Origin of the sequence: Dyadobacter sp. CY347 (assembly GCF_021502655.1) — a bacterium.
Classification (GTDB): domain Bacteria; phylum Bacteroidota; class Bacteroidia; order Cytophagales; family Spirosomataceae; genus Dyadobacter.
The window spans coordinates 361,679-380,477 of sequence record NZ_JAKFFT010000002.1 but is presented as its reverse complement, the minus strand read 5'-3'; the positions used below and the strand labels follow the sequence as shown (position 1 = coordinate 380,477).

Genomic DNA, 18,799 nt, shown 5'->3' with positions numbered 1-18,799 from the left:
CTGAATAATCTGTGCCCAATAACAACAGCATTTTGTCAAAAACATCGTTCTTCTGGATTACCGCAATATTAGTTTTTCTGACGGGATCCGGCCTTTGGCTCTGGAACCGCTTCGGCCCGTCAACCAGCCGTGATTACCCTCAGAAAGTTGAAGCATATCCTGTTGCCCAAACAATCGATTCCTCTTCTTCGGCCTGCGACCTGGTGATAAGGCGCTACAAGCAGATCGGAAACGAGATGCAGTTTGAACTTGCGGCCAATGTGGGCGGGCTCTCTCCTTACAATGTTGAGATAACACAAAAAGGGAAGGTTCGGCAATTCAAGGAAGTGCCTCACCGCCTGGGAATATGGCTTTCGATCCAGCAGCTTGATCTGGAAACCGGTCCGGCAACCATTAAAATTATCAGTCTGGGGCAGCCGGGCTGTGAAACTACGGCTTCTTTCGAGTTTGATAAAGCCAAAAAAGTGGAGATCCTGGACGCGAATAACTGGATCCGGCGTGGAAGTCAGGACAATTGGCTGGATGTGCGCCCGGTTGTTGCCAATGGAAAAATTCTGTTGAAAGACTTTGGCAATTATGAAGACGGCCGCACGAAAGTGATTATGATCGACGGCATTGAAGTGAAAGGCCTGGAAAATGGGATTGAAGTAAAGCCCGGATATTTGTACTCGATCACTGCACGCTGGATTGATGCGCCGTATAATGACTGGTGGAACAAGATGCGAAACCGGTCATTAAGGCAACAAAATATATGGATTTCGGGCAAATCAAATCTGAAAGAAGATACCAGACTAACGCGTGTAGAGATTCCGGAATGGTTCTCACCTTCCCGGACAATGAATGTTGACTTTGATACAAAATTCCCTGAATTTGAGCCTATTAAGGGGAAATTGGTGAGCCAGTATCGTCTGAATAATTATGTTCCTGACGAAAATTATTTCAAACGCGGCATCACTTTTCTTTACGGCGGCAAGAACACGCCTCCTCAGCGGATGCATTATACTGTTACACCGAATTATTTTGCCGATCGTGATGAAAAATGGTTTTCCACTTTATCCAAAACAGATGTGGAAGTCTACGCGGGTGTCCCGAGTTTCGGCCTCTATGCGCTGGATTTTGAATTTTGGAACCAACATTATCTGCCGGAAGTAAAACAACGGCTTATATGGCTGGCCAAAGCGATCCGTGAACGTAATCCCAACATGTATTTACTGGATTACTGGGGCGGCGGCGCTTACACCAATCCGCATATCAACACCATGGGCGGAAAAAGTCCGAAAGAGCTGATGGGCGATTACAATGATCCGAAGCCTAACAATTCAAACTTCGAGCCCCTGCCAAACGGTGAAAGTTTCCATAATATCTTCAATGCTACACCCATTGACGTTTATCCAAAACCAATGTTCGCAAAAGATGAGACAGGAAACACGCCGAACAATTTTGTGCTGTTATCAGCGATACATTCATTGCGGATCAACAAGCTTATCCCTTATCAGAAGGACAATAAATTTATCTTTTACGGTTGGAACCGCTACATGCCGCTCCACCATGACCCGATTGTCCCCTGGAACTTCCAATTGACGGAGCCCAAAGGTGAATTGGTAATGAACCAACTTGAAACGATGCCAGCAAGCCAGGCATTGAGCATGTCGCTTTTTTCGCTGATCCTTTTTGACGGTTACTATTTATGGCACGACAGCGGCCCGAGCGGTAATGATCCAAATGGATATAAAGTGGGAGGAGATGCTTCGCCCTGGGGATTTGAATGGTATCCGGCCAATGGTAAAACTCCCGTCACGGAAATCGGGAAAAAACCCCGTGATGGCGATGCTGCTTACTATTGGGATTATCCTACTGAGTTTTATTCCCTCGGAAACTGGATGGCAAAGCAGGTGGAAGATGTTATTGTAGGCGGTAAAACCCAGGATCTCGCTTTTCAGCTGAATGGAAATTGGGTCGAGCCTAAGAAAGAACAGGTTCTACTGGCCATTGACAGAAAAGAGCCATTTATAACTTCCATCGTAAAAGGAAATCAGATCGTTGTTCTGGGTGTCGATTCGTTTCAATCTCCTACTGCCAGCCGCATGGTAAAAGTGAAGCTGCCGGATGGCTCCGAAACTAATATTGAGCTGTATGGAAACTGGCCTTCGCTTTACAGAGGGACATTAAAATAAAACAAAAACAAACAATTGCCGGGGGCTTAAGCCCCCGGCAATTGTTTGTTTTTTTGGTTATGAAACTCTGATATAGCTTCCCAGCCATTTCAGGTGCGACCCGTATTTATGCATCACTTCCTGCACCGGTGGATCGTCGACGTGTCCCAGGAACTCCACTAGGAACCACGCCCTGAATGTGGAGGTTCCTCTTAACGGACGGCTTTCGATCTTGGTCAGGTTAATTCCGCGGTCGTTAAAGTCTTTCAAAAACTCGTATAAAACACCCGGTCGGTTTGTGTTGGGCAGATTGGCAATGATGGTCGTTTTATCATCATCACTTTTAATATTTACAAAATCTTTGGCCAAAATTAAAAACCGGGTCCGGTTCTGGTCGCTGTCTTCAATGTTATCATAAAGGATCGGAACGCCGAAGAGCCTGGCGGAGATTGATGAACAGATCGCTGCGGCATCTTCTTCCTGCGCAGCCATTTTTGCCGCTTTGGAAGTCGATTCGACCGGGATCAATTCAATATCCATTCCTTCCAGATATTCGCTGATAAACTTCCCGCATTGCCGGAAAGCAATGTCTTTGGAATAAATGCGCCTGATATTTTTCAGCGAATCGGACTGCGATGCGAATGTGAAATGTACCTGTAACAGCACTTCGGCCACAATGGAAAGGTTTTTTTCGCGCAGAAAATCAACGGTCTCAATGACAATTCCCTCCTGGTTATTTTCGATAGGCACGACCCCGAATTTGGCCCGTCCCGTTTCGACACTTTCAAAAACAGAATGAATGGTAGGCAACACCAGATATTCGCTCATTCCACCAAAACGCCCTTCGGCTGCCTGATGCGTAAAACTGCCTTCCGGTCCCAGGTAAGCCACTCTTTCCGGCAGTTCCAGGTTACGGGAAACGGCGAAGATCTCAAAAAAAATGGCATCGATCGCTTGCCGGGTAAGCAGGCCGTCGTTGCGTTTTTCAAGGCGGTCCAGAATCTGCTTTTCCCGTTCCGGACGGTAAATGATGGATTGGGACGAACGTTTCAGGTCACCTACTTTTTTGACGAGCTCCATACGCTCATTCAAAATGCTAAGCAGCTGATCATCAAGCGTGTCTATTCTGTTTCTTAGGTCTTGTAATTCCACTAAATCGTGATTAATATGTATCGGAAGGTCGAGTCAGAATTCAAAGACCCGACCCTCCAAATATTACTTTTATGTTCTCAAAGATAAATAAAGAGACGCCTACACTGCGAGTGCCAGCTCTTCGATGTTCTTTTCGGTTTTAAGGTTATCAATGATAAAACGCTGGCGTTCAGGGGTGTTTTTACCCATGAAATAGCTTAATAATTTCTGAATCGAAGTTTCCTTTTGCAGGATAACGGGCTCAACACGCATGTCTTCGCCAATGAATTTGCCAAACTCGTCAGGCGATATTTCACCCAGTCCCTTGAAGCGGGTAATCTCCGGTTTGCTGCCCAGCTTATTCACGGCATTCTGCTTTTCTTCTTCGCTGTAACAGTAAATGGTCTCTTTTTTATTCCTAACCCTGAAAAGCGGTGTTTCCAATACAAAAAGGTGCCCGTTACGAACCAGATCCGGGAAAAATTGAAGGAAAAAGGTCATCAGCAGGAGACGAATGTGCATGCCATCCACGTCCGCATCTGTTGCGATCACGATCCTGTTGAAACGTAGGTTTTCGACCCCGTTTTCAATGTCCAATGCGTGTTGTAGCAGGTTAAATTCCTCGTTTTCGTAAACGATTTTTTTAGTCAGGCCAAAGCAATTCAATGGTTTACCCCTCAAACTGAAAACAGCCTGCGTTTGAATGTTCCTCGATTTCGTGATCGAACCGCTGGCGGAATCCCCTTCCGTGATGAACAATGTACTTTCATAACGGAATTCGTTTTTAAGGTCTGTCAAATGCAAACGGCAGTCTCTCAGCTTCTTATTATGCAAATTGGCCTTCTTTGCACGGTCATTGGCCAGCTTTTTAATGCCCGCCAGCTCTTTCCGCTCCCGCTCAGATTGTTCGATCCGTTTTTTCAATGCATCCCTTGCTTCCGGGTGCATATGCAAGTAATTGTCCAGTCTTTCTTTTACAAAATCATTGACGAACGTGCGCACCGTGGTGCTGTTCGGGTCCGGTGTGATGGTATTTGAGCCTAATTTGGTTTTGGTTTGAGACTCAAAAACTGGCTCCTGCACCCGGATGGCAACTGCGGCAATGATAGACGAACGAATGTCTTCCGGCGCGTAATCCTTATTAAAATGCTCCCTGACCGCCTTTACAATAGCTTCCCGAAAAGCCGCCAGGTGTGTTCCGCCTTGCGTTGTGTACTGCCCGTTGACAAAAGAATAGTACTCTTCCCCGTATTGATTGCCGTGGGTCATAGCAAATTCAATGTCCTCTCCCTTTAAATGTATAATGGAATAACGCAGCGACTCCGCATCCGATTTGCTTTGCAGCAGGTCCAGCAGGCCATTTTGCGAAATGTATTTTTGTCCGTTGAAATTGATGGTGAGGCCCGCATTCAAATAGCAGTAATTCCAGATCATATTATCCAGATACTGAGGAATGTAACGAAAGTTCTTAAAAATCACCCCGTCCGGCTCGAAAGCAATGTGTGTCCCGTTGCGCTGATTTGTCTGGATTTCTTTCGATTCGTTCACAAGCGCGCCTTGCGCAAATTCTGCATTCTTACTCTTCCCATCCCGGAACGACTGAACCTTGAAATATTGCGAAAGTGCATTGACTGCTTTTGTCCCTACCCCATTCAAACCCACCGATTTCTGAAACGCGCCGGAATCATATTTTCCACCTGTATTGATCTTGGAAACGCAGTCTACAACCTTTCCAAGCGGAATTCCACGACCATAATCCCTTACCTCAACGCGATGCTCGGAAATCTTGATTTCTATGGTTTTTCCGTTGCCCATCATATGTTCGTCGATGGAATTATCGACGATTTCTTTTACTAAAACATAGATCCCGTCGTCCACCGAAGACCCGTCGCCTAACTTGCCAATATACATCCCTGGCCTTAACCTGATATGTTCTTTCCAATCGAGTGACCTTATACTATCCTCATCATACTGCACGTTGGTACTTTCCATAAATTATGATCCCTTTGGAGGCTATTGTTGATTTTAAATATTGTATTTTAATAATTTAAGACATTTGTCGTTACCCTGTTATAACTTTACACGAAAATAGCTTGGGCACGATTAATAGAAATTCTTTAAAAATAGGAAAAATCTAATTTACTTTGCCATGTTATACACGTGCAAATATTAAGTATGCTCATATCCAAAATTCAGAAACACTAGTCTTATACATAGTTTTAATGAATTGCAGGCATTTCAATAGTACAATATTACTTCATATGAACAGATTCAAATTGGCAAAAAGTTATAAAAGTATACTTCCTTATCTCCTCTGTTTATTCATTTCCTTACCATCCCTGTCCCAGGTAATCCCACAATCCTTCCCTACGGCTCCCACAAGCGGTGTACCTCAAAGCGGCAGCACATCAGGAGCGCCAAGGGGAACAACTGGTAATACTGGTAACGCAGCGAATCCAGGCAGCACCACAAACCAGCAAGGGAATCAGCAGGGCGCTAATGTTCAGCAACAACAGCAGCAACAGCAGCAAGCGAACCAGCAAAAAGCTGATATTCAACGCGATAACAAGGGAAAAGTTCTTGGTGACCAGAATGGTCAGAACGCCGATCAGGGTGATCAGAGCAAGGTAAATGACACGACATCTGCTCAGCTTTCACCCGCTGAACAGGAAAAAGAGGCATTTCGCCAAAAAATCTACGGATATTCTCTTTTTGCAAATAAAAGTCTTGATCCTATTCCAAATTTGCAGGTTGCAACGCCTACCAACTACATTGTTGGCCCTGGTGATGAGCTTAAAATCTTCATCTATAACTACGCAGAAAGCACTTACGAGGTCACCGTTACAAAAGACGGCTTCATTTCGCTGCTTCGGGTGGGTAATGTGTATGTAGCCGGACGTACAATAGAAGAAGTCCGTAAGATATTGATTGACAAGTTTTCGAAGTTCACACCCGGCCTGATCGGCAGCGGAGGCGAAACTGCGCGTACCAAACTGATGGTAACCCTGGGTGATGTACGCACGGTAAAGGTCTTTGTAACAGGAGAAGTGATCAATCCCGGAACCTATCAGGTGTCCTCATTATCGTCTGCATTTAATGCGCTTTACCAAGCTGGCGGGCCTAACGAAATTGGATCTTTCCGTGATGTTCGTGTAGTGCGGGCTGGGAAAGTTGTATCGCATATTGACATCTACGATTACCTTGTTAATGGTAAAATCGACGGTGATATCAGGGTTCAGGACAACGATAATGTTGTTGTTGGTTACTATCTGAAAAGGGCTGAAATAGCGGGAATGGTTAAACGTCCCGGGATTTACGAGCTTAAACCGGAAGAGAAATTAGGTGATATGCTTCGTTATTCGGGTGGCTTCAATGACAAAGCATACCGGGCAAGACTTAAAGTGCAAAGGATTACTTCGAAGGAACGTAAGATCCTGGACGTTGCAGAAACGAATTATGACTCTTTTGAAATCGTAACAGGTGACTCTGTTAATGTTGAAACTGTTTTAGACCGCTTTGAAAACATTGTAACAGTGGAAGGCGCTGTGATGCGTCCGGGAGATTATGCTTTGGACAACAGCCCGTCATTGAAGCAATTGATTGAAAATGCGCAAGGCCTGCGCGAAGATGCGTTCGTAGGACGTGTAAGCGTTTTGAGAACACGCCAGGACCTGGTTTTGGAAAGCATTTCTATCAACTATACAGATATTTTAAACAATGTTACCCCGGACCTGATCCTGACCAGGCTCGACAGGGTCATTGTCCCCTCTAAATTTGATATGGCCGAACAAGCTTACGTAAGTGTGAACGGCGAAGTCAACAACACCAAGATTGGTGAAAACGAAGGTAAATTCCCTTATACGGTGAATATGACCCTCGAAGATCTTCTGGTTCAGGCTGGTGGACTTAAAGAATCTGCTTACACATCGGAAATCGAAGTAATCAGAAGAAAAAGAAATAGCATTGCAGGTGCTGCAAACGCACAAATATCAGAGGTTTTCAAATTTGATGTTGACCGTGATCTGTCGCTGAACAGCAAAGGAAGCAATTTCACATTGATGCCATTCGACCAGGTTACTGTTCGCAAATCGCCGAACTACGTGGAGCAACAAAGTGTGTTTGTGGAAGGGGAAGTGCTTATCGCCGGTCCTTATACGATTGTTAACAAAAATGATAAGATCAGTGATGTGATCAAAAGAGCTGGTGGTTTAACCGAACTGGCTTATCCTGAAGGAGCAACATTACTGAGAAGAACATTGGTAAGAGAGCTTGATGAACCTACTGACTTTGATCAGGCGGAACAAACTGAAAAGAGCATTAAATCAGGAACAATCATTGGTGATGTTCCAAACGTAAAAGAAGAGTCGATCGGGATTAAATTGAAAAACATCCTGAAAAGCCCTGGTTCATTTGAGGATCTTATCGTTCAGGAAGGTGACATTATCCGCATTCCGAAACGACTGGAAACAGTCCAGGTTAACGGCGCTGTGCTTTATCCGACAACGGTTAAATATGGCAAGGGAATGGCATTCTCTGATTACATTTCACAATCCGGCGGATTCACAACGCAGTCATTGAAAAAAAGCTCTTATATCAAATATCCAAACGGAAATGTTGATAGAACAAGGAGATTCCTGTTTTTCAACGTATACCCGAAAGTTGAACCTGGCTCCGAAATTTTCGTTCCCCTGAGAGCTGCCCCTGCATTGAATCCGCAGCAGGCACTTCAGACCGCAACAGGAATTTTGGGTTCCGTAATGAGTTTAATTTTAGCAGTACTCGCTTTCCGATCAATCAACTAATGTCAACAACGACGCTACATCCGCAACAAGAAGTGCCAGAAGATGAGTTGACCCCGAAAGAGGTTATCGAAAAGGTTCTGGTTGTTAAAACGGCACTTATCCGTAACTGGAAAATGCTGGTGCTATTGCCTATCCTTGGTTTTGGGATTGGATATGGTCTGGACACGTTCATTGATAAACCAAATATGTACGAGGCTGAGGTTGTTTTTAACCTTGGAACAGGTCAGCAATCGTCAGGTTTTGGCGATATGGCTGGGTTATTGGGACTGGGAAATGCACCCGATGCGAACATCTTCACCGGCGAAAACTTCTTCTATTTCGTAAAATCTCGTCCGGTTCTGGAAAGGAACCTGATGAAAGAAGTTGATGTGAACGGTCAGAAAATGATCCTGGCGAACTTCTTCATTGATTCAAGCGGGATTAAGAAAAAGGAATGGGAAGAAATTCCGCAGAACCAGAACTTCCATTTTGCCAGTCGCGACATTAAGAAGCTTGACATGCGGTCGAGAAGAATTTTGAATGAGCTGGTGATCAAAGCAGCGGCCTCGACTGAAATCGCTTCTCTGGACCGGAAATCTTCTTTCATTTCGCTGTCAACCAGCATGGAAAACGGCACATTGGCAGGACTTTGGGTGACGAAACTTTTGGAGACCGTTGAAGAAATGTACACGGAAAACCAGACCCAAAAGTCCCGTAAAACATTAAATTTACTTCAACACCGCGCCGACTCTCTGGCTGCTGTACTTGGCATTGCGGAACACAAGCTTGCAAGACAATTGGATTACAGTGCGCAGATCATGCTGCCGGAAGCGAAGATTTCGGCTAACAGCATGGAAAGAAAATCGTCCTTTCTCCAAACGCTTTACTATGAAGCAATGGGAAGTGCTGAAAAAATGCGTGTTACAATGGTTCGTGAAGCTCCATTATTTACAGAAATTGAAGGCATTAAAGTCCCTTTGGATATAAAAGCAGAAGATAAGAGGAATGCAAAAATCGGCGCATTAGTAGGCGTAATGCTCGCGTTGATCTTTACCTATTTCAGAACGGTGTTTGCAACGCCAACAGTAGTAGTAGTTAAGCAATAAAATGGCATCTCAGCACTCAATTACCATTAAGGCAGGCGGATCCGAGAAGGATTACTGGAAAGATCTCTGGCTCAACAGGCAGTTACTCTGGATTTTATCAAAAAGAGACATTTCAGTTCGTTACAAACAAACCCTGTTAGGTGTTGCGTGGAGCGTATTAAGGCCAATTATGACCATGACCGTCATGGTTTTTGTTTTCAGTTATCTTGCAAAAATCAAAAGTGATCCGGGTGTTCCGTATCCGTTGATGGTTTTGAGCGGACTGACGATCTGGACATTTTTCGCGAACACATTCACCCAGATCAGCAACAGTATCCTGATCAATTCCAATTTGGTCTCGAAGGTTTACTTTCCCAGGTTGCTGATGCCGTTAAGCTCCATAGCAGTCGGTTTTGTGGACTTTATGATCGCTTTCGGGATATTCCTGGTAATGACCATTTTCTTTAAGCATCCTATAAGCTGGAACATCATATTTCTTCCTTGCTTCATTTTACTTACATTTATTACTTCTTTGGGTTTTGGCCTGTTCTTTGCGGTGTTGAATGTGCGTTTTCGGGATATCGGTCAGTTAATTCCATTTTTAGTACAAGTTGGGATGTACGCGGTGCCGGTTGCTTACAGCAGTACGCTTGCAAAAGGAACGTGGTTTGAAAAATATTATAATTTGAACCCGCTGGTTGGTATCATCGATGGTTTTCGTTGGTGCCTGCTTGGTGACAAAGCGTATTTCAATCCCCAAAGTCTTTACTCAACAACAATCATTTCCTTTGTTATAATGATATTGTCTTTGATTTATTTCCGTAAAAAAGAAAAAACTTTCGTCGATCATATCTGAAATAATTACCTTTAGGCATGCCTGTAATCGTAGCTGAAAACATCAGCAAGAAATATATAATAGACCATCAACGTAAAAGTGGTTCTCCAAGCCTGCGTGATATTGTCTCCGAAAAGGTTGACAAATTATTTTCACGCAAGCAGGACAATTCCGACTTTGCCGAGAAAGAAGAGTTTTGGGCATTAAGGGATGTAAATTTTTCGATCGATCAGGGCGACCGCATCGGCATAGTTGGCCATAACGGCGCGGGAAAGTCGACTTTATTGAAAATTCTCAGCCGCATTACAGAACCTACAACAGGCCAGATCAAAATCGACGGCCGTATTGCCAGCTTGCTGGAAGTAGGGACTGGTTTTCACCCGGAACTCACAGGCCGCGAAAACATCTTCCTGAACGGAGCGATATTGGGTATGGCCAAAAGCGAGATCCGGCAGTCATTTGACGCGATTGTTGATTTTGCAGGCGTTGAAAAATTCCTGGATACACCTGTTAAAAGATATTCTTCGGGGATGTATGTGCGGCTTGGTTTTGCCATCGCAGCGCACCTTAACCCTGAAATCCTGATCGTAGACGAAGTTTTAGCAGTTGGCGATACCGAATTTCAGAAAAAATGTCTGGGCAAAATGCGCGATGTTTCCGAAAGCGGAAGAACATTGCTTTTTGTAAGTCATAACCTCACCGCCATTCAGGCGCTTTGCAACAAGTCCTTTTATTTTGAAAAAGGGATGTTGATCGATCAGGGCGAGACTACACATATTGTTACAAATTACCTGAGCAAGGTTTCTCACAAAAGTCTCGAGAAGCATTGGGACAACATTGAGAGTGCCCCCGGCAATGACCAGGTTCGCGTGAAAAGGTTCAAGCTTTTCCCTGAATATCAGGATGATCTGAACCACATCGACGTTCGGACGCCCATCAATTTCCAATTTGAATTCTGGAACCTTGTGGAAGGTGCGAGCCTGAACCTGAGCATGCATTTGTATACGTTTACAGGTGAATGTATATTTAATGTGGGCACGCAAGCAGAAACTTTTTCGAAAGGCCTTGTGAGCGGCGTATGTGAGATTCCCGGCCATTTCCTTAATGATGGCTCCTATGTGGTTTCGATGATGATCGTGAAGGACACCAGCACTGTTCTTTACAATATGGAAGAAGCCCTTATTTTTGATATTGAGGATTATCGTGAAAATGTGACCTGGTATGGCAAATGGCCCGGTTATATTCGCCCTCAACTTAATTTTTCCATTCGCCAAACTGAACATGTAGTGAATGATTAACGTCACTAAAACCTTTTTACCAGACCAGGAGAAATATCTGCAATATGTTCGGGAAATTTGGGAACGCGGATATCTTACCAATAACGGCCCGGTCCTTCAGGAGCTCGAAGCAGAACTAAAAAAATACCTGGGGGTTGAACACCTCTATTTTTGCGGTAACGGAACGATCGTTCTTCAAATTGCGATCAAAGCGCTTGAAATCACCGGTGAGGTGATCACAACGCCATTTTCCTACGTTGCAACATCGAATGCAATCCTTTGGGAAAATTGCACGCCCGTTTTCGTTGACATTGATTCTCAAACATTCAATATAAATCCGGCGCTGATCGAGGCATCCATTACGCCTGCAACCACCGGAATACTGGCAACACACGTTTATGGCAATCCATGTGATATCGAGGCCATTGAAGTGATTGCTAAAAAGCATAATCTGAAAGTCATTTACGATGCGGCGCACGCATTCGGCGTTACCTATAAGGGCAAATCGTTGCTGTCGTTCGGAGATCTGAGCACTTGCAGCTTTCATGCGACCAAGGTTTTCCACACGATAGAAGGCGGCGCATTGATTTCCAATCATCCAGAGCTTGACAAAAAATTGCACCTCCTGCGTGCATTCGGACATCAGGGCGACGAACATTATCTCTATGCAGGGATCAACGGCAAGAATTCCGAATTCCATGCAGCCATGGGATTGGTCAATCTTCCGCTTGTGAAAGACATTATTGCTGCCCGCAAGGAAGTTTTTGATGCTTATGATAGTTTGCTAAATTGGGACGTATTATATAAGCCGGTCATCAGTAAGGACATTGAATATAATTATGCTTATTACCCGGTTGTATTTCCTTCTGAGCAGGTTATGTTCCGCGTTATGGATGCATTGCGTGAGGAAGATGTTATTCCGCGGCGTTATTTTTATCCTTCATTGAACACGCTGTCCTTCATGCCAAGGCAAATTGCCTGCCCGGTTTCGGAAGATATCGCGTTAAGAGTGTTAAGTTTGCCTTTATATGTCGGCCTTCCGTATTCGGACATCGAACGGATTTCCCGCATCATTAATGGTCATTTATCACCAGAGTAGCATGAGTTTTGTTTACTGGCTTGCCTTCCTGCTGTTTTTATACAGCATCAGTTTTGTTGCAAAAAGAATAGCCCAGCCTTCACTGGCAGAGTGGCTTATCGTTTGTTTCATGCTGTTCGTAGGAAGTATCATACCGGCAGGTTTTGTACTTTCAGCATTAGACCTGACTGCACAAACCTGGGCATGGATTGTCGCCACATTCGTTGCTTTGGGCTTGCACTATTTCATTTGGACTTCGTTAATACAGTCACAGCCCTCCTACTCCATCCGCGCGGTCATTTCCAGCCGGGCAGACACTTTCAGATCCTGGTCAAAAGAACTTTCTGTTTACCTTAAAACGATATTCTTTTTCATGTTTGGGACCATTGCAGTGATTGCAATGACCAACCTCATTCTCGTGCTTTTTACAGCTCCTAATGAGTGGGATAGCATGACAGGGCATTTGAATCGCGCCATCCGATACATTCAGAACGGCACGATGGCGCATTTCGGAGGAACGAACTGGAATATGGATACGTATCCCAAAAGTCTCACCACCATTCAGATTTACAGTTATCTGATCAGCGGAAAAATCGAGAATGCATTCAAACTGATTCACCATACTTCCTACTATATTACGCTTGTTTGCGTATTTGGAATTGCGCAACGCATTGGCCGGAATTTATCGGCCAGCTTCTTCTGCGCACTGGCTTACGGGATGTTCCTGAACTTCCTGATGCAGGCGGTGACAACCGAAACGGACATCGTTCTGACAGCTTACCTGAGCTGTCTGCTTTATTTCCTTTTCACTTATTACAGCACGCGAAACAACAAATATCTTTATTTGTCAGGGCTCGCATTCGGCATTGTGTTTGGTCATAAGGTGACATTTGCTTTGTTACTGCCATCCGTTTTTGTCATCATGCTTTACACGGTGTTCCTGGCGCCGGACCTGAAAGTATTTTTCAACCGGTTCGTAAAACTCGCAGTTGCGATTTCTGTTGCTATGCTCGTTTATACATTCCCGACAGGCTACATTAAGAACATCATGGTCTTCGGGCACCCGATAGGCCCGCCTACTGCATTAAAACATCAGTCTGTGGAGCGTTTTGGGTCGTTACCGAACCTTTTTGAGCAGGGAAGCCGTAACGTGGTGCGCTATACTTATGAGTTTTGCAACCTGGATGGCATCCGTAATGCGCAGTGGGGATATGATTTGAATACATTTATCCGAAAACCACTTGTGGTTCTGGAAGATAAATTACGCATGCGACTGGATGAAGAGACTGAGTATGCGATCGTCCCGTTTTCCTTTCAACGCCGTTTTGATAATTTCAATGCGAATCCTTACTGGGGCGTATTTGGTTTTGCGCTGATATTGCCATTAATTTTTTTAACATTAATCCGTGTTTTTCGCTCACGCGTGCACTGGTTTCTGGCAATTGCATTCTGTTTGCACTTTGCAGCAATTTCCTACTCTGCCGTTTATGACCCTTTCAAAGGAAGATATTTTATAGAAACCGGCTTATTCGGCGTCCTTTTCCTTTTGCTTTTGTTTTCAAACCATCGCTTATCGATCCTTAAACCACGCAGGAATGTTTGGAAAGGATATATTATGGTTGTGGCAGGACTGGCCTGTATCTCGGCAATCATGTCGGTTTATCTTAATATCCGCTGTCTTCCTATCGCGGCTTATGGATATAAATCAGCATTGCAAACGGAGCGAATCCAGTTGCAAACATTCGCCCGTCCGGACATTACGAAGGCTTACCAGACATTTGATTCCATCGTTCCGAAGGATGCGACGGTGGCATTGGCTACTATTAATGATGATTTTGAATATCCGCTTTATGGTGAAGATCTTTCTCGCAAATTGATCACCATTAACCCTTTTGAACAGGGCCTAAAACCTATTCCAAAGAATGCAGATTATCTTTTTTATGCCAAAAGCGTGATTAATGACACCAGCCGCATCAAATCTTTACCCACAGACATTCGTTTAGGAAGCGATACGACGATCACCAACGTGGCAGTCCGGGGAGAAGATTATTATCTCAGAAAGCTTAAATAGCCATCCATGACCATCGCCATTATGCAGCCCTATATATTTCCGTATATAGGCTATTTTCAGCTGATCAACGCCGTTGATAAATTCATTATTTATGATGATGTGAATTTTATTAACAAAGGCTGGATCAACAGAAATAATGTCCTGGTGTCCGGTCAGCCCCATCTTTTTACAATTCCCCTGAAAGATGCAAGCCAAAATAAGCTCATCAACGAGGTCGAACTTTCGAAAAGCGAACCCTGGCAGAAGAAATTCCTGAAAACCCTTCAGCAATCATACCAAAAGGCCCCCAATTATCAGAAGGTTTTTGTTCTGATAGAAGAAATTGTAAATTTAGATGTTCAAACCATATACGAACTGACCTTTCAGGCCTTAAAACGAACTTGTGCGTACATGGAAATCACGACGGAGATTGTTCCCTCGTCAACGATTTACCAAAACACACATTTGAAAGGTCAGGAAAGAATTTTGGATATCTGTAAACAGGAAAACGCCAGCCATTACATTAATCCGATCGGAGGAATGGAATTGTATGATAAAGAGAAATTTGAAAAGGAGGGGATAAAACTTGACTTCATTAAAAGTGTTTCGAGCCCTTATCCCCAATTTAAAAATGCTTTCGTACCTTGGCTGTCAATTATAGATATCCTGATGTTTAACGACCCCGCGGACATTAAGGAACATTTAAAAGCTTACGAACTGATTTAAGATGGCTAAGGTTATCGTTTTTGGAATACTCGACACAGCAGAACTGGCACACTATTATCTGACTCACGACTCAGAACATGAAATAGTCGCTTTCACTATCAATCGGCAATATATTCAGGATGAATCATTTAAAGGCCTGCCCGTTGTAGCCTTTGAAGATGTTGCCACCCTTTTCCCACCTGCCGATCACGCTTTTTTCGCGCCTATGACCGGCAGAAATATGAACCGGAACCGGGAAGGGATTTACAATGAGGCCAAATCCAAAGGCTACCAATTCATCTCATATATCAGTTCACACGCCACCATTTTCGACAGGAGCTTAATCGGTGATAACTGCTTTATCCTGGAAGACAACACCATCCAGCCATTTACGACGGTTGGAAATAATGTGGTGATGTGGAGCGGAAACCATATCGGCCACCACGGCCAGATCAAAGACCATGTATTCTTTACTTCTCATGTAGTGCTTTCCGGCCATTGCGTTGTTGAACCCTATTCTTTCTTTGGCGTTAACAGCACAATCCGTGATTATACGACGATCGCACAGGGAACTTTGGTGGGAATGGCTTCTGCTATAACCCGCGAAACCGAAGAATGGGGCATTTACATTGGAAATCCGGCTAAGAAAGTGCCTGGAAAGAAAAGTTTCGAGGCTTATTGAGCGGGAGAGGAATGTAATCGGGTAAACCGAATTTGAGACAGTAATTTACTGGGCAATGGAGCAGAAGAAAATCTTATTTGTGAGTCATGACGCCAATCGGGCAGGAAGCCAGTTATTGCTGCTGCAACTGCTTAGACTATTGAAAGAGCGGGGCGTTCCCATGCATTTGCTGCTTTGCAGCGGCGGAGAGCTGGAAAAAGAGTTTGAGGCGGTTGTCAGCACCACACGACTTTATCAAAACATCAGTGTAACCCCTACTCCACTTACCGGAAAGCTGCTTAAAAAAGTCCCTTTATACAAATATTATCAGCAGCATTCAGCCCAAAAAATTAATGAAAGAATTGCTGCCGAGCTCTCGCATCAGAACATTGGGCTGGTTTTCGTCAATTCTATTGCTAATTCCGCGGTTTACTGCGATTTCCTGAAATTCCTGCATCACTTACCGCTTGTGACGTTTGTGCATGAGCTGGGCATGGCCGTGAAGCTTTATTCGCATGAAAAGCAATTGAATTTCATGCTGAAAAAGACCGGACATCTTATTGCGGTTTCAAATGCAGTTGCCAATTATTATATTGGAAAATACAACTATCCAGAAAGTCAGGTCAGCACATTCACTTTGATTGATCATGAGCACATTGATCGCAAACTGAAATCTGTGCAGCATGATATTCTTGAAAAAACCTATAATGTTCCCAAAGATGCTATTGTAATCGGCGGATGTGGAAATGCCGAATGGCGCAAGGGAAATGACATTTTTAACTGGATCGCGAAGCGCGTAATCCATAAAACAAGTCCGCTGCCCGTTTATTTTGTATGGGTTGGCGCAGGGCCTCAGCACGAAATTTACGAGCTTATTGAAAGCGACATTCGCTTAATGGGGCTGAGTGACAGGATCATTCTCATTCCTCCGACGCCGCGTGCACTGGATTATATCAACCGATTTGACGTATTGCTACTAAGCTCCCGGGAAGACCCATATCCGCTTGTCGTTCTGGAAGCCGCTTTACAGGAAATTCCTGTGGTGTGTTTTGAAGACGCCGGTGGCGCACCTGAATTGATCGAATCTGACGCCGGATTCGTAGTTCCTTATATGGATATATCTGCGGCTTCCGAGGCAATCATACAGTTGGCCCTCGATCCTTCACTTCGCGAATCAATGGGCCGTGTCGGCAGAAAGAAAGTGTTGGAAAGGCATAATACAGACAAAAGCATTGCGAGCGTCGAAGCCATTATTCAAAAATATTTACCCTTACCGGTTTCGGAAAAGCAAAATCAATGACAATTGCCTTCACCATTTGCTCCATCAATTATTTAGCGCAGGCCAGGACATTAGGCGATTCACTTAAATCCACCAATCCCGACGTCCTTTTCTTCATCGGTCTCGTTGATTCCTTACAAGGTGTGGTTTTTGAAAAAGGATACAACACTGATTTTCCAATGATCGAAATCGATAAGATCGAGATCCGGGATTTTCAGGAAATGGCTGACAGATACAACATTACGGAGCTAAACACGGCCGTAAAGCCTTTTTATTTTACCTACTTTTTCAAACATTACCCCGAAGCAGATAATGTCATTTATTTCGATCCCGACATTATTGTATTTCAGCCATTATCGGGATTACTGTCTTCATTATCAGCGCATAAAGCTGTTTTGACACCGCACATTAATACGCCCATCGAAGACCAGCTTACGCCGAATGAGCTTCACCATTTGAATACAGGCGTTTATAACCTGGGCTTTGTGGCTTTCAGCAGATCCGCCGAAATCACAGCATTTATCAATTGGTGGGAAGAAAAATTGCGGTATGAATGCCTGATTGATCTGTGTAACGGTCTTTTTGTAGATCAAAACTGGATGAACTTCCTGCCGGTTTTTGTTCCTGATACGCATTTGGAACGAAACTCAGGCTATAATGCAGCATATTGGAACCTGCACGAAAGACTGTTTTCTGAATCCAACGGCACATTCTACGTTAACGAATCCAACCCTTTGATTTTCTTCCATTACAGCGGCTATGATCCTCAGAAACCTGCCGTTTTGTCCAAATACCAGGATCGCTTTGAATTATCGGCCCGCCCGGATCTTACGGCATTGTTCGATTTATACCGGAATTGTTTGCTAACGAATGGCAATGCGTACTATCGCCAGTTTCATTGCGCATACATTAAGCCTACTCCTGTCCGTCGTTATCAGCGGGTACGCAAATTGCTGAAAATGCCTTTTAATTATGTCATTGATCAGCTGGAAACCATTTAATGAAAGAGCTTGTATCTGTTATTGTGCCCATTCTGGATCCAGAGATCAATCCCACAGAGGAGCGGCTCTTGCATCACTGCCTCAATATGCTTGATAAATACCCGGTCATTTTTATCACTTTCGAAGGGGCCGATCTGTCCATTGTAAAGGAGCACAACGAGGATATCGATGTCATTTATTTTCCAAAAAAATATTTCCAATCCAGAGCTGCGCTCGCGGGATTGCTATTAATGGAAGATTTTTACGACCGTTTCAGCTGGTGCGACTTTCTGCTGATCCATGAACTGAACAGCTGGGTTGTGCGCGATGAGCTTTATTACTGGTGCAAACAAGGTTATGATTATTTAAAAGCCGGACCACTCGAAGACGATAATATCAAGAGGCTGGCGGGAGTCGTTTCCCGGATCTCCGGATTGAAGGAAGATGAAAAACGAGCTTTTGGTCAAGCATATGCGAATAATGGGATTTATCTTTGCCGCATTGAACGCATGATCAATACAATAAAAGCAAAGCAAAAGGAGGTTTACACTTATCGGCACAGCGAAGATTTTCTGCATGCCGATTCTGTTTTCTGGGACATGGAAGCAAATCGTTTCTGGCCACATTTAAGGAAGCCTACTGCCATCGTTCGCAATCATTTTGCAATGGACGCAGCCAATATCAATTTAAACAAAACGTTACCTTTTGCATTAACCGGCATATTGAAGGAAAATATTCATCATTTGCCTTATTTCAAATCATTGCCGGAAGCGGATTAATTGCA

At 44.1% G+C, this 18,799-nt stretch carries 14 protein-coding genes; 12 read left to right on the top strand and 2 right to left on the bottom strand.

Going from position 1 to position 18,799, the window contains the following annotated elements:
• Window positions 1–32 precede the first annotated feature (32 nt).
• The gene (locus L0659_RS02415) at window positions 33–2,174 is read left to right on the top strand and encodes a hypothetical protein (protein ID WP_235123991.1); all 2,142 of its coding nucleotides are present in this window, start codon (window positions 33–35) and stop codon (window positions 2,172–2,174) included.
• Between the two features lie 57 nt (window positions 2,175–2,231).
• On the opposite strand, the gene pheA is transcribed toward L0659_RS02415, so the two are convergent.
• Window positions 2,232–3,305 (bottom strand): prephenate dehydratase, encoded by a 1,074-nt coding sequence (pheA, locus tag L0659_RS02410; protein WP_235123990.1) that lies wholly within the window; start codon window positions 3,303–3,305, stop codon window positions 2,232–2,234.
• 99 nt (window positions 3,306–3,404) lie between these two features.
• Entirely contained in the window at window positions 3,405–5,276 is a 1,872-nt protein-coding gene (locus tag L0659_RS02405; protein WP_235123989.1) for a DNA topoisomerase IV subunit B, read from the bottom strand.
• Window positions 5,277–5,545: 269 nt separating this feature from the next.
• Between L0659_RS02405 and L0659_RS02400 the strand changes: the two genes are divergently transcribed.
• Genes L0659_RS02400 through L0659_RS02350 form a run of 11 tightly spaced genes read left to right on the top strand, consistent with a single transcriptional unit; the run spans window position 5,546 to window position 18,794 of the window.
• A complete protein-coding gene (locus tag L0659_RS02400) occupies window positions 5,546–8,086 on the top strand; it encodes an SLBB domain-containing protein (protein WP_235123987.1) in 2,541 nt (846 codons plus the stop codon).
• Window positions 8,086–9,171 (top strand): hypothetical protein, encoded by a 1,086-nt coding sequence (locus L0659_RS02395; RefSeq protein ID WP_235123986.1) that lies wholly within the window; start codon window positions 8,086–8,088, stop codon window positions 9,169–9,171. The genes L0659_RS02400 and L0659_RS02395 overlap by 1 nt, the downstream gene beginning before the upstream one ends.
• A 1-nt stretch (window position 9,172) precedes the next feature.
• Window positions 9,173–10,006 carry an ABC transporter permease gene (locus L0659_RS02390; protein WP_235123985.1) on the top strand — a complete coding sequence of 278 codons (834 nt, stop codon included), beginning with the start codon at window positions 9,173–9,175 and terminating at the stop codon, window positions 10,004–10,006.
• 17 nt (window positions 10,007–10,023) lie between these two features.
• Window positions 10,024–11,283 carry an ABC transporter ATP-binding protein gene (locus L0659_RS02385; protein WP_235123984.1) on the top strand — a complete coding sequence of 420 codons (1,260 nt, stop codon included), beginning with the start codon at window positions 10,024–10,026 and terminating at the stop codon, window positions 11,281–11,283.
• Window positions 11,276–12,361 carry a DegT/DnrJ/EryC1/StrS aminotransferase family protein gene (locus L0659_RS02380; RefSeq protein ID WP_235123983.1) on the top strand — a complete coding sequence of 362 codons (1,086 nt, stop codon included), beginning with the start codon at window positions 11,276–11,278 and terminating at the stop codon, window positions 12,359–12,361. The genes L0659_RS02385 and L0659_RS02380 overlap by 8 nt, the downstream gene beginning before the upstream one ends.
• A 1-nt stretch (window position 12,362) precedes the next feature.
• Window positions 12,363–14,411, top strand: coding sequence for a glycosyltransferase family 39 protein (locus L0659_RS02375; protein ID WP_235123982.1), 2,049 nt, complete (start codon window positions 12,363–12,365; stop codon window positions 14,409–14,411).
• A gap of 6 nt (window positions 14,412–14,417) precedes the next feature.
• Window positions 14,418–15,116, top strand: a complete 699-nt coding sequence (locus L0659_RS02370; protein WP_235123981.1) for a WbqC family protein — start codon at window positions 14,418–14,420, stop codon at window positions 15,114–15,116.
• Between the two features lies 1 nt (window position 15,117).
• Complete coding sequence (locus tag L0659_RS02365; RefSeq protein WP_235123980.1) at window positions 15,118–15,777, top strand: acetyltransferase; 660 nt, start codon at window positions 15,118–15,120, stop codon at window positions 15,775–15,777.
• 55 nt (window positions 15,778–15,832) lie between these two features.
• Window positions 15,833–17,056 (top strand): glycosyltransferase family 4 protein, encoded by a 1,224-nt coding sequence (locus L0659_RS02360; RefSeq protein WP_235123979.1) that lies wholly within the window; start codon window positions 15,833–15,835, stop codon window positions 17,054–17,056.
• Window positions 17,053–18,036: a glycosyl transferase gene (locus tag L0659_RS02355; RefSeq protein WP_235123978.1), complete on the top strand. Its 984-nt coding sequence runs from the start codon at window positions 17,053–17,055 to the stop codon at window positions 18,034–18,036. Before L0659_RS02360 ends, L0659_RS02355 begins: the two co-directional genes overlap by 4 nt.
• The gene (locus tag L0659_RS02350) at window positions 18,036–18,794 is read left to right on the top strand and encodes a DUF5672 family protein (protein ID WP_235123977.1); all 759 of its coding nucleotides are present in this window, start codon (window positions 18,036–18,038) and stop codon (window positions 18,792–18,794) included. Before L0659_RS02355 ends, L0659_RS02350 begins: the two co-directional genes overlap by 1 nt.
• Window positions 18,795–18,799 lie beyond the last annotated feature (5 nt).